This is a genomic window from Paenisporosarcina sp. P4_E4_2 (genome assembly GCF_056401595.1).
This window is the reverse complement of the sequence record NZ_JBFUJC010000052.1, coordinates 1-12,823: the sequence shown is the minus strand read 5'-3', so window position 1 is coordinate 12,823 and position 12,823 is coordinate 1. Positions and strand designations below refer to the sequence as shown.

Sequence of the window (12,823 nt, the reverse complement as noted above, 5' to 3'; positions counted from 1 at the left end):
TATAATTCCCGGGCTTTTTTTATTTATGCTAATGAAAACAGGGCAGATTAGTTGAACAAGAATATAGTCTTATCATAAGGAAATACCACCTTTAAAATTAGGTAGGTGATTAGATGAAAAAAATATCAGTTTTATTTTTGCTGTTGCTATTAAGTTTAACAACTCTAATATTTGTAACTTGGGAAAGACCACCAAAAGCAAAGGCAATAAATGAAGAAAATGAGGAATTATTAGAAGTGATTTCAGTGCCCTGTAGCCTAACATTGGAGTCTGTTGATAAAAGTCTGACGAATACAAAAGGTGTAGCATTAATCTATAAAGTGCAATTAAACCCACCAAGTTTTGAAAGAACTAATATAAGTATTCTTGCTGTACATCTTCCTGAACCGTCTTCTTATGGAGACTTCGATAGCTATGAAGGTTTTGCGTTTATTCCAAAAGAAATGAGTTGGCGTTTTAAGCTTTATCCAACCCCAGAGGAGAATGGTCCAAGTTGGGCAGGACGATTTGATTTAATTACAGCAGAAATGAAGAATGTCGAAGTTCAGGTGCGTCTTTCAAATTCCAAAACAGGTAAGTTAGGACCAAGTGTTCTAACAAACAGTATTAACTATTGTAAATAGTTTCTTCAACTAATGGTTGCGTTGATCCAAGAAGGATTAACGTGAAATTCAATTTATAGGGAATGTTTGGGTGAACTGGTTCGGAGTTTCTTATATGTTGTTTGTTTTATACACGCTAATTGTTGGACTATTTATTATGAAAGAAAGTAAYCTCTATTAACAACGGCGGACATCAACATTTTTTTGGCTTCTTTTTATCGTTTCAAGTTATGCAGTATTTATTCCTTTTATAAAGGGTTCAAATCCGTTTTAATGACAGGAAAATAAAAGGAGAGAAAATAATAAAATTGGTTCTTCAACTAACGGGGCAGGTTATTTGAATCAAATCTAAAACTTTTTGGAAAGAATTACGTATTAACTTATAAGAAAAAATCACTTCAAATTAGGGGTGTAGATAAATGAGCGACCGATTTGAACTAAGTTTTAAAAACAAGGAAGTTAGAATATGGTTTGTTATTATGGTACCAGTTGTGATAGGAAGTGTATTATTTATGCTTTTCACTGAAATTAATTACCATTCTTTGGTGTCTTTATTCCCTGTAATGGGTTGGTTGATTTTTTATATATGGCGTTATCTATATAGAAGGAAACAGGAGAAAGAATCTCCTATTACTTAATGTAACTTTGTGGTTCCATTCTAAAAGGATTGGTTTAATTATCTTTTCTTATTAAACTAACGGGTGCTTTAGTTAAAGGTCATCGGGCTGTTTAAACAGCCCTTTTTCTTATTGAACTAACGGGGCAGGTTAGTTCAATAAGAATTTTTCATTTATTGGAACTATTTGGGTTAAATAACGTAATAATTATAAAGGATTAAATTAAATTAAGGAGGATAACCCTTGAACAAATTCGGTGTTATCTCATTGCTAATGTTTATTAGTAGTATTATTGCTTTTTATATTTTGAGAGGACCTAATGCTGATATATATGTTGGTATAAAAATTTTTAGTGTTCTATCAATTATTGGGATTGTGTTTGCATTTATGTCAGGAAACAAGTTGTGGTTTTTTATCGGGGGGATTCTAAATATTTGTATGCTGGTGTTCACTTTTTTTCTATTACTCGCAATGGGTATAGGTGAGCCTTAAACTATCGGAATAAAATTAAAAGATGAAATGGTTGATATATTATTTACTTATACAGCTAATTTCTTATTGAACTAATGGGGCAGGTTAGTTTAATAAGAAATGTGAAGTAGCACCCATTTTTAGTGGTAAAATTAGGAATAAAGAACAGGAACGGAGATGTAATTTTGGAAAGAATCTTCTTATTCGTATTACTCTTGATAAATTTATTTTACGTAGTGAGTTTCCTTATCAGTTTTGAATTTTTTACATTTAGTATTCTATGGATTATCTTTTTTATCGTCAGTTTATTCATTTCAATTTTTTATTTGTTACTTTCAAAAAGGAAATCCAGCTATATTGCTTATTTAACAATTGCGGTTTTAGTTGCAAGCATTAGTTCTTCAGGGGCTTATGGTATTCAATATTATCTATCTAACTTTATGGGTTAATATTGTTCTAACGAGTGCTTTAGTGATTTTCGGATTAATAATTCTTTTTACTAACGGGTACTTTAGTAAAAATCTTTGGGCTGCTTTGGTAGCCCTTTTTTCTTATTCAACTAACGGGGCAGGTTAGTTGAAGAGTGTGGTATAACTTTTGTTCAACAATTGGGCCATTTTGTGGAGAAGGGAGATGGGAGAACTATGGAAAAAGTATTAAGAAAATCAGGTCTGTATGGGTTAGTGTTCGGATTGGCTGTTTCCATTCTATTTGTTAGTTACAAAGAAATTCAAGAGGTAGATAACGGTGGTCGCCTAATTACGTATAAACCGTTTCTTGATTATTTTATAGCGATTTTACGTTTTGGAATTATAGGAATGTTTTTGGGTTTGTTTATTGGTTGGAAGGATTATGAAAAGAAACATAAGACACAGCAACAAGGAAAAACATATTACATCCTTGCCTTTTTTGTTGTAGTCCTCATTTCAAGCATTTTAATGTTGATATTAAATTGGTGAAATAGTATTCCGTTTTCATCTTCAAATAACGGGGCAGTTTACTTGAAGAAGAATATTGTGTAAATTATCATTATTTGAAATGATTGTGATTGAACTTAAGAAGGTGGGGGGTATTCTAAATGACGAACCTGAGTATCCAAATTCAAATAGAAGTATCGAATTAGAAATTGGTAAAGAGATTTATCACGAAAATGGTTTGGCTTGTAAAAGTTTGTTAATGAAAGACGACTATGAGACTTGCTACCAAAACTAATATCTCTTATTGCACTAACGGGTGCTTTAGTTAAACAAGACCATCATTTCGATGGTCTATTTTTACGTCCGAAACATCAAGTAAATTTCGGCCATCTATTGTGAAATGTTACACTTAAACTAACGGGGCAGAATAGTTCAATAAGGTTTTTGGTTTTAATGGTAAAATATGTTTATGGAGGAAGAGTTAAATGGATAGTTTTTTCATAATACTTATGGGCTTTTTTATCGTTATTGCAAATATTATTGGGTTTATATTTTACAGAAAAAAGAAAAATCTATATTTTTCTGCTTTTACAATATTAATACTAGCAGTCTTATTTGGTGCAATCGGTGGTGCGTTAGCGATATTTACTATTCGAGATCCTTTTGCAGTGTTTTATGGCATGCAACTAGGGTACTATTTAATGATAAATAGTGTCATCGTTTTTATTATTGCAGTTTTAGCAACCGTCGTAAAAAAATATAACAGCAGAAACATGTGATTCACGATTATTCAACTAACGGGTGCTTTACTTCAATAAGGAGTGAATCCTTTTTTCTTATTGAACTAACGAGGCAGGTTAGTTGAAGAAGAATATAATTAAAATCAATGGATAAAATACCTACAAAGTAAGTTGAGTAGGTGATGAAATGAAAAAAATATTTATAATTTTAATCGTTGGTATTGTTTTGACTACATCACTAATAACGTACGCAAATCGTCCAATAACACAACCTACACGAGAGAATGTGTTAGAAGATGCCGTAATTGATCTATTACAGCCACAATTAAGCAAGGCGATTGAAGACCATTATGGAACTACTTTTGCAATAGACCTGCATAGTAGCACATTTCCTCTTCAACTAACGGGTGCTTGAGTTGAAAAAGAAAAAAGAAAAAAGCTAACGTCTGAGAAAAGACGTGAGCTATCAGTATTTACAGGTATACTCCGCATGTACCGTTTTAACGCAAATAACCAACCATTCTTGTAACGCCCAAAATCCTTGATATATATAGGTTTTAGGCGTTTTTTGTTTAGGTGTTAAGGTTAAAGAAAGAAGGATTAACACATTTTTTGTGAACTTATAGAACTAACGAGAAGAAAAGCTTTTGATGTACATCAATCAAACGCTGCATAAGCAGCAATCATGCTCATTATAGTTCCGTCGATTCCTCGACGATCAAATACTTTTGGGGCTGCTTTTTAATCTGTTCTTTACGTCCGTAGTGTACTTTGTGAAAAGATAAAAACGGTAAAAAACGCATTTCAGGAAATTGTTTACTTTATTGAATGTTTGTATTATTATAATAAATAAGTTAAATTCGTTGATTTTAAAACGAGCAAAACTGATACCATTTAAACCATTAATAAAACTAAATAGTTAATTTCAACTTATCAAGAGAGGTGGAGGGAAAGGCCCTTTGAAACCTCGGCAACAGACTCATTATTGAGCACTGTGCCAATTCCTTCAAGCGATTATGCTTGGAAGATAAGTTGAGATCTTGTCTACTAATGATGAGTCTCTTCTTGTTCCCAAGAAGAGACTTTTTTGTTTTTTAAATTATAAAAATGAGAAAAACAAATTTTAGAAAATTATTTACTTTCTTGAATTTATGTATTAATATAACAACTAAGTTAAATTCGTTGATTTCAAAACGAGCAAAACTGATACCATTTAAACCATTAATAAAACTAAATAGTTAATTTCTACTTATCAAGAGAGGTGGAGGGAAAGGCCCTTTGAAACCTCGGCAACAGACTCATTATGAGCACTGTGCCAATTCCTTCAAGCGATTATGCTTGGAAGATGAGTTGAGATCTTGTCACTTATATTTAATGATGAGCCTCTTCTTGTTTCCAAGAAGAGGCTTTTTTGTTTTTAGAAATATGGGTTCATTAGCCACAGTTTCAAATAGAAACGGGCATGAAAATATAAAAATAGAAGGAGTGTAAAAAATATTATGAGTAGAGTAAAAAGTTCGAATTTAGGTTATCCAAGAATTGGTGTAAAACGCGAATGGAAAAATTCACTGGAGCAGTTATGGGCAGGGAAACTAGAAAAAGAATCATTCTTAAAACAAATTGAGGAGATTCGTCTAAACAATCTGCAGAAACAAAAAGATTTAGGAATTGACTTGATACCAGTTGGAGACTTTAGCTTGTATGATCATGTGCTTGATACAGCCGTTATGTTCGGATTAGTACCGAATCGTTTTGAATACGACGGCGGTAAAGTATCACTTGAAACGTATTTTGATATAGCACGAGGCAATAAAGGTGCGGTTGCATCTGAAATGACAAAATGGTTTAACACAAACTATCACTATATTGTTCCAGAGCTTAATGAAGCAGTACCTACTCTTGTTGAAAACCGTCCACTTCAATTTTATAAAGAGGCTAAACAGAAACTTAATATCGAAGGAAAGCCTGTAATCTTAGGACCTATCACATTTGTAAAACTGTCAAAGGGTTATAAAGAAAGTGAGTTTAAAGCAGTTGTTGAAAAATTTGTACCGCTTTACGCTGACATTTTACGTGAATTACAAAAAGAAGGAGTAGAGTGGGTACAAATCGATGAACCGATTTTATCTACAACGATTTCCAAAGAAGATGTTGCGTTATTTAAGGATATCTATCAAACATTGCATGATGCAGCGCCAAACATAAAGCTGATATTACAAACATATTTTGAAAGCATTGAACATTACGAAGATGTTATCTCACTTCCTGTTCAAGGAATTGGACTTGATTTTGTATATGATATTGGTCAAAATCTTGCTGCTTTGAGAAAGTATGGTTTCCCAAAAGATAAGGTTCTTGCTGCTGGAGTAATTGACGGGCGAAACATATGGCGTGCAAATCTTAATGATCATTCTGCAATTCTTGCAGAGATTGCTAATGTTGTTTCAAAAGATCGTCTTATTGTACAATCTTCATCAAGCTTATTGCATGTACCTGTGACAGTTAAAAGTGAAGAAACGCTTGATGACGTCCTAAAAGGAGCATTATCATTTGCTAATGAAAAATTACATGAAATTGTTCTACTGACAAAAGGCTTAAACGATGGAAAAGAAGCGATACAAAAAGAAATCAGTGCAAGTACAGAAGCGATTCAAGCGTTACAAAAATCATCATTCCGAAATAACACACTAGTTCAAGAAGCCATTCAAAACTTGCATACGTATAAAGCGGAACGAAAAGCAATATTTAAAGTCCGTCAAGAGATACAAAAAGAGGCTTTTCAATTACCACTTCTTCCAACAACAACAATCGGAAGCTTCCCGCAAACTCAAGAAGTAAGAAAGAACCGATTAAAATGGCGTAAAGGCGAGTTAACGAATACAGAATATGAAACATATATAAAAGCAGAAATTAAAAAGTGGATTGAAATTCAAGAGGAACTTGGTCTAGATGTGTTTGTACATGGAGAATTTGAACGTACAGACATGGTTGAGTATTTTGGAGAAAAATTAGATGGCTTCCAATTCACGAAATTTGGCTGGGTCCAGTCATATGGCTCGCGATGTGTGAAACCACCACTTATTTACGGTGACGTGTCATTTATAGAACCGATAACAGTTAATGAAAGTTTATATGCCCAATCAATAACTGACAAACCTGTAAAAGGAATGCTGACAGGTCCAATTACAATTTTAAACTGGTCGTTTGTTCGTGATGATATTTCACGCTATGTTGTTGCCAATCAAATTGCACTTGCGCTTCGAAAAGAAGTTGAAACGCTTGAGGAAAATGGAATTCGTATGATTCAAGTTGATGRGCCGGCAATTCGTGAAGGGCTGCCATTAAAACGTGAAAAATGGGAAGGGTATCTTGACGCTGCAGTTTATGCGTTTAAACTTGCAACAACGTCAGTACAAAACGATACACAAATTCATACCCATATGTGTTATTCGGACTTTAAAGATATTATCGATGCGATTAAAGCACTCGATGCTGATGTTATTTCGATTGAAACATCAAGAAGTCATGGTGAATTAATTCAATCGTTTGAAGAAAACACATATGACAAAGGGATTGGTCTTGGTGTATACGACATTCATAGTCCACGTGTACCAAAGCTTGAAGAGCTGAGTAGAAACATTGATCGTGCCCTACAAGTTCTTGATCCAAATCAGTTCTGGATTAATCCTGATTGCGGGTTGAAAACACGAGGTCTTGATGAAACGGTTGCAACACTTAAGATAATGGTTGAAGCAGCAAAACAAACTAGAGAAAAGCTGCTCGTGAATATAGGGTCATAAACTGCCAGAGTGGGATATCCGAATAATGAAAGTGAAATAGAAAATCTTGGGACCCTTTCACACAAGCATAGGCTGTTACTCCTAGATAAGTCCTAACTTTAAAGAGTCTTTGATACCACGGCAACCACTGAATCGAATTGTAACGGTGCCAATTACAGCAGAGCTATTCAAATCTGCTAAATAAGAGGTCAYGTATATTGAGTTAATGTAAGCAAATGGGAGTTGAGTGAATGGGAGATTTGGTGAAAGAAGGTAAGGAAAAGGAAAAGGAGAAGTATGAAGTTATCGCAAAAGCACTTGAAGGTTTGCATTTTGGAGAGCTACAAATTACGTTTCATGAAGGAAAAATTGTTCAAATAAATCGCATAGAAAAGCAACGGTTTTCTGTTTGAAAAAATTAAAATATTAAAGAAGCTCACCGGACAACTGGAGGCCTCTTGTATTCAGTAGGATTGTTTATTGACAATTTTATGGAATCAAGAGGTCTTTTTTATATCCAAGGGTTAAGAAAACAGATTGGAATAAGTTAACGTTGTAAGAATCTGCAGTGAGAGTATCAATAACTGATGATCCACAATGGAGAACGCCGTTTTAATGTGCATCAACATTTTTATTAGAGGAGTGATTGGGATGTATAAAATCGATACACAACTTGCTCAAATTGGAAATCGCAGTGATACGGTTACAGGGACTGTGAATCCGCCTGTTTATTTTTCTACGGCCTATCGTCATGAAGGGCTTGGGCAATCGACGGAGTTTGATTATAGTCGTACGGGAAATCCAACACGTCAGCTCCTTGAAAATACAATATCAGATTTGGAATATGGTGATCAAGGCTTCGCCTGTAGTTCTGGGATGGCGGCAATTATGACCGTTTTGTCCCTATTTCAATCAGGTGATGAATGGTTAGTTAGTGAAGATTTATATGGAGGTACCTATCGTTTATTAGAACAAGGATATAAAAAATGGGGGTTGAAGTGTCAATACATAAACACATATTGTCCGGAAGAAATCGAAATAAAGATTACCCCTCAAACAAAAGCTATCTTTCTGGAAACGCCTACAAACCCCTTAATGAAGAAAACAGATATTTCCGCTGTTTCGGAAATTGCCAAGAAACACGGAATTATGCTGATTGTCGATAACACTTTCTATACACCTCTCTTGCAACAACCAATCACTCTTGGTGCTGACATTGTAATCCACAGCGCAACCAAATATTTAGGCGGTCATAATGATGTTCTTGCTGGACTTATTGTTGCTAAAGGAAAAAAACTATGTGAGGAACTAGCGAATTACCATAACAGTACGGGAGCTGTACTTAGTCCATTTGACTCCTGGTTATTGATGCGCGGTATGAAAACTTTATCTCTACGAATGAATCGGCATGAGAAAAATGCTCAGGAAGTTGTCCTTTACCTTTCCAATCTACAAACTGTAACCGACGTTTTTTATCCAGGACGAGGTGGAATGATCTCTTTTCGCCTAAAAGAAGAGTCATGGATTAATCCTTTTTTACAAGGTTTATCCCTTATAACATTTGCCGAAAGCCTAGGAGGAACAGAAAGCTTCATCACCTATCCCGCCACTCAAACACATGCTGATATCCCTGAAGAGATTAGAATTCAAGCAGGTGTTTGCAATCGTTTATTGCGTTTATCCGTTGGAATTGAAGATGCAGAAGATTTGCTTTCAGACCTTGAGCAAGCTTTTGTCCAAATAAGAGAGGAGATGATTATGTAATGGAGAACAGAGAACATTCCTTTGAAACAAGGCTTTTACACAATCGTCATAAGATTGATCCGAATACTGGCGCAGTCAGTGTAGCGATCCAACATGCGTCAACTTTTCATCAATTTGATATCGATCATTTTGGAAAATATGATTACAGTCGCAGCTCTAATCCGACAAGGAATGCGCTAGAAGAGCTTATTGCGGAACTAGAAGGTGGAACAAATGGATTCGCTTTTTCTTCCGGGATAGCAGCGATTTCAACGGCATTTCYGCTTCTCTCTTCAGGAGATCATGTCGTGATTTCAGAGGATGTTTATGGTGGTACCTATCGATTAATCACCGAAGTCCTGTCCCGATACGGAATTGACTATAGCTTTGTCGATATGACGGATCTGATCCAAGTAAAACAAGCCATTAAGCCAAATACAAAAGTGTTTTATGTTGAAACACCTTCCAACCCTTTACTGAAGGTGACCGACATCAAAGCGGTTAGCAAGTTAGCAAAAGAAAATAATGCCTTAACATTCGTGGATAACACTTTTCTCACTCCAGCCTTGCAAAAACCACTTGAACTTGGGGCTGATGTTGTGCTACATAGTGCAACCAAATTTCTATCAGGGCATAGCGATGTCGTCGCTGGATTGGCAGTTGTCAAGGATGAGAAATTAGCGAAAAGGCTGGGTTTTTTACAAAATTCGTTTGGGGCTATTCTGGGTGTTCAGGACGCATGGCTCGTACTAAGAGGGCTCAAGACGCTTTATGTCCGTCTCGAACAATCACAAAAATCTGCAATATTACTCGCCGAATTTTTACAAGGACACCCGCTTATCGATAAGGTTTATTATCCGGCTCTAGAAAGTCATCCGCAACATCAGCTTCAAAAAAACCAGGCAGATGGTCCAGGTGCGGTTTTATCATTTGAACTTGCCAATGAGGATGCGCTTCGTTCATTTGTTTCGAATGTGAAATTCCCTGTATTTGCAGTAAGCCTTGGGTCTGTAGAGACGATTTTATCGTATCCGAGTAAAATGTCCCATGCGGCGATGCCAAAAGCGGAAAGAGAAAAACGTGGCATCAAAAATAGTCTTCTTCGCTTATCGGTCGGCCTTGAAAATCCGAATGATCTTATTAATGATTTTTCACAAGCCTTTCAGCATGTTCAAGGTAGACAGTTTATCTATCATGGAGGAGAGAGCCAATGAGTTTTTTGGGGAAATTAAAAAACCAAATATTAATAGGTGATGGCGCCATGGGAACTCTCCTATACTCGTATGGGACAGATTGCTGCTTTGAGGAACTGAACCTATCCCAGCCGGAACAAATTCAAAACATCCATAAAGCGTATCTAGGTGCAGGTGCGGATGTGATTCAGACGAACACGTATGCAGCAAATTATTTAAAGCTGCAAAGGTATGGACTGGAAGATTCGGTAAAAGAAATCAATAGTGCCGCTGTCCACAATGCCAAAATAGCAGCTAAGAACGACGCTTATGTTTTTGGGACGATTGGTGGTAATCGGGGAGTAAAGCCCAATTCTATTTCATTAGAGGATATAAAACGAAGCTTTCGGGAACAGTTATATTGTCTTTTATTAGAAGGGGTTGATGGGATTCTCCTCGAAACTTTCTATGACCTTCAAGAGCTTGAAGCCGTTCTTACAATCACTCGTAAGGAAACAAATCTGCCAATCATTTCACAACTAGCACTTCAAGAGCCAGGGATTTTGCAAGATCAAACACCTGTCAATGAAGCATTTTTGCAGCTCGAAAATCTTGGTGCTGATGTCATTGGTCTGAATTGTCGCCTCGGACCACATCATACGTTGTTATCACTTGAACAGATTGAGATTCCAGCACATGCTTATCTTTCTGCCTATCCAAATGCAAGTCTGCCTGCATATACGGATGGGAAATTTCATTATGAAGGTGATGCGGAGTACTTTCGAAAGTCAGCACTGGCATTCCGCAATGAAGGAGTTGGTCTTCTTGGAGGATGTTGCGGCACTACACCTGAACATATAAGAGCCATTGCTTCCGAATTAAAAAATGTGGTTCCAATTACACAAAAGGTCGTAAAAATAAAACCACCTAAACAAGTTGTCGACGTAATATCAATAAAAAGGGATTTCCCGCCTCTTGAGAAAATTGTAAAGAAGAAACCATCGATTATTGTTGAGTTAGATCCTCCTCGGAAATTGGATACAACAAAATTTTTCATGGGAGCAAAAGCTTTAAAAGAAGTGGGAATCGATGCGATTACACTTGCGGATAACTCGCTTGCCTCTGTTCGTATTTCAAATGAATCATTAGGTTACCTAGTTAAAACTCAACTGGCGATGCGGCCACTCATCCATATAGCTTGCAGGGACCGCAACCTTATCGGTCTGCAATCCCACTTGATGGGCCTTCACACTTTAGGGATGAATGATGTACTTGCGATAACGGGCGATCCAGCTAGAGTAGGCGATTTCCCAGGAGCATCTTCTGTTTATGATGTGTCATCCTTTGAGCTGATTCAAATGATCAAACAACTTAATGAAGGTTTATCTTTTTCAGGAAAAGATCTTGGCCAAAAAACATCTTTTAGCATTGCCGCTGCTTTTAATCCAAATGTCCGTCATCTAGATAAAGCGGTGCAGCGCCTTGAAAAGAAAGTTCAGCTTGGCGCAGATTATTTCATCTCACAACCTGTATTTTCAGAGGAAAAATTACTCGAAATTTACGAATCTACCAAACATCTTAATGCGCCTATATATATTGGTTTAATGCCCTTACTAAGCAGTAAAAACGCTGAGTTTCTTCATAATGAAGTACCGGGAATCAAAATTTCGAAAACGATTCGTGACCGCATGGCAAAATTTAATGATAACCCGGTTCAGGCAGTACAAGAAGGACTCGAAATTACGAAGTCTTTAATTGATACAGCATTAGACTTGTTTAATGGGATTTATTTAATTACACCATTTTTACGTTATGAACTAACCGTTGAGTTGGCTCTATATGCCCGTCAGCGTGCAAGCGAATTGCAGAGGAACAAAATTGCCGTAACCTCCATTCATTGATTCAACTATGCAAACGGTATATGGGGATCAGAGCATCCAGGAATGTTTATCAATCTGATTCTTCCATATAGCTTATTGGTAGGGGGATTAGGTGGAATTCTTTATTTTACTCCAATTGAAATTATGCGAGCTAGTAGGACTAAAGTGGAACCTAGGAACTAAAAAAATGTATATTCTTATCTCGGTAATGATGTGGTGCTGTAAACAGGTATGTATTACATTTTAATACTGGAAAATTGATGTTAGTTAGCAATAAATGGCAAACGGCATGTTCCTTTATTTTAACTATCCAAAAGATTAACCCTATAGTGTTTTATTAACTAAAGGTGCCATTGATAAGTCAGAGGTAGGTCAAATAGTAATAAAAAAGTATGGAGTTAAAGAGGAGAAAGTAACGATTAGTGATGAAGAAATTGAAAAGGAATTAGAAGACGATGAAAGAAGGTGAAATTCGTAAAGATTTATTGATTAAAGACGGTCGGCGAGATTCATTATTGTACAGTGTCTTGGAACACGAATAGAAACATTAATAATATCAACCTTTTTCAGCTAACGGGTGCTTTAGTTAAAGCTCATAGTTGCTTAAGCAGCCCTTTTTTTCTTATTGAACTAACGGGGCAGGTTAGTTAAATAAGCGTAGTATCGGTTGAACTGTGCGACACATCTTGTTCGAACTGTGCAGTACCTATTTGGTGCAAATTAGAAATTAATAATATAATTTAGAATAGTAGGTAAAATTTTCCTATTTAAACAGTTTTATAATACCAACGAAAGGAGGAACGTTAAATGACTGAGAAGATCCAAGTAGTACTTGAGTCTCTTAAAGCCTATAATTCAGGAGAACTAGAACTATTCAAGAGCTATTATGATGACTCTTGTAC

At 36.0% G+C, this 12,823-nt stretch carries 11 protein-coding genes and 2 riboswitches; all 11 genes read left to right on the top strand.

Features of this window, described 5'->3' with window-relative positions; genetic code table 11:
- Positions 1-113: 113 nt before the first annotated feature.
- The 11 genes from AC1DSB_RS06275 to AC1DSB_RS06225 all read left to right on the top strand — a co-directional run bounded on the left by AC1DSB_RS06275 (position 114) and on the right by AC1DSB_RS06225 (position 11,942).
- Positions 114-623, top strand: coding sequence for a YoqH family protein (locus AC1DSB_RS06275; protein ID WP_477586131.1), 510 nt, complete (start codon positions 114-116; stop codon positions 621-623).
- A gap of 398 nt (positions 624-1,021) precedes the next feature.
- On the top strand, positions 1,022-1,240 hold the full coding sequence (locus AC1DSB_RS06270; protein WP_477586128.1) for a hypothetical protein: 219 nt from the start codon (positions 1,022-1,024) through the stop codon (positions 1,238-1,240).
- Between the two features lie 252 nt (positions 1,241-1,492).
- Entirely contained in the window at positions 1,493-1,711 is a 219-nt protein-coding gene (locus tag AC1DSB_RS06265) for a hypothetical protein (protein WP_477533426.1), read from the top strand.
- A gap of 623 nt (positions 1,712-2,334) precedes the next feature.
- On the top strand, positions 2,335-2,649 hold the full coding sequence (locus tag AC1DSB_RS06260; protein ID WP_477586126.1) for a hypothetical protein: 315 nt from the start codon (positions 2,335-2,337) through the stop codon (positions 2,647-2,649).
- Positions 2,650-3,092: 443 nt separating this feature from the next.
- Entirely contained in the window at positions 3,093-3,386 is a 294-nt protein-coding gene (locus AC1DSB_RS06255) for a 3-isopropylmalate dehydrogenase (RefSeq protein ID WP_477586124.1), read from the top strand.
- Positions 3,387-3,573: 187 nt separating this feature from the next.
- Positions 3,574-3,762, top strand: a complete 189-nt coding sequence (locus tag AC1DSB_RS06250) for a hypothetical protein (RefSeq protein WP_477586122.1) — start codon at positions 3,574-3,576, stop codon at positions 3,760-3,762.
- A 512-nt stretch (positions 3,763-4,274) separates the two neighbouring features.
- Positions 4,275-4,381, top strand: a riboswitch (SAM riboswitch).
- 212 nt (positions 4,382-4,593) lie between these two features.
- Positions 4,594-4,699, top strand: a riboswitch (SAM riboswitch).
- 147 nt (positions 4,700-4,846) lie between these two features.
- A complete protein-coding gene (gene metE / locus AC1DSB_RS06245) occupies positions 4,847-7,147 on the top strand; it encodes a 5-methyltetrahydropteroyltriglutamate--homocysteine S-methyltransferase (protein WP_477586120.1) in 2,301 nt (766 codons plus the stop codon).
- A gap of 230 nt (positions 7,148-7,377) precedes the next feature.
- The gene (locus AC1DSB_RS06240) at positions 7,378-7,539 is read left to right on the top strand and encodes a DUF2292 domain-containing protein (protein ID WP_477586118.1); all 162 of its coding nucleotides are present in this window, start codon (positions 7,378-7,380) and stop codon (positions 7,537-7,539) included.
- Between the two features lie 238 nt (positions 7,540-7,777).
- Positions 7,778-8,890: a methionine biosynthesis PLP-dependent protein gene (locus AC1DSB_RS06235; RefSeq protein ID WP_477586116.1), complete on the top strand. Its 1,113-nt coding sequence runs from the start codon at positions 7,778-7,780 to the stop codon at positions 8,888-8,890.
- Positions 8,890-10,083: a cystathionine beta-lyase gene (metC, locus tag AC1DSB_RS06230; RefSeq protein WP_477586114.1), complete on the top strand. Its 1,194-nt coding sequence runs from the start codon at positions 8,890-8,892 to the stop codon at positions 10,081-10,083. Before AC1DSB_RS06235 ends, metC begins: the two co-directional genes overlap by 1 nt.
- Positions 10,080-11,942: a bifunctional homocysteine S-methyltransferase/methylenetetrahydrofolate reductase gene (locus AC1DSB_RS06225; protein ID WP_477586112.1), complete on the top strand. Its 1,863-nt coding sequence runs from the start codon at positions 10,080-10,082 to the stop codon at positions 11,940-11,942. The genes metC and AC1DSB_RS06225 overlap by 4 nt, the downstream gene beginning before the upstream one ends.
- The last annotated feature ends 881 nt before the right edge of the window (positions 11,943-12,823 follow it).

Coding starts and splice junctions, on each gene's coding strand:
- AC1DSB_RS06275 (WP_477586131.1), top strand. CDS start 114: ATGAAAAAAATATCAGTTTTATTTTTGCTGTTGCTATTAAGTTTAACA.
- AC1DSB_RS06270 (WP_477586128.1), top strand. CDS start 1,022: ATGAGCGACCGATTTGAACTAAGTTTTAAAAACAAGGAAGTTAGAATA.
- AC1DSB_RS06265 (WP_477533426.1), top strand. CDS start 1,493: ATGTTTATTAGTAGTATTATTGCTTTTTATATTTTGAGAGGACCTAAT.
- AC1DSB_RS06260 (WP_477586126.1), top strand. CDS start 2,335: ATGGAAAAAGTATTAAGAAAATCAGGTCTGTATGGGTTAGTGTTCGGA.
- AC1DSB_RS06255 (WP_477586124.1), top strand. CDS start 3,093: ATGGATAGTTTTTTCATAATACTTATGGGCTTTTTTATCGTTATTGCA.
- AC1DSB_RS06240 (WP_477586118.1), top strand. CDS start 7,378: ATGGGAGATTTGGTGAAAGAAGGTAAGGAAAAGGAAAAGGAGAAGTAT.
- AC1DSB_RS06235 (WP_477586116.1), top strand. CDS start 7,778: ATGTATAAAATCGATACACAACTTGCTCAAATTGGAAATCGCAGTGAT.
- AC1DSB_RS06225 (WP_477586112.1), top strand. CDS start 10,080: ATGAGTTTTTTGGGGAAATTAAAAAACCAAATATTAATAGGTGATGGC.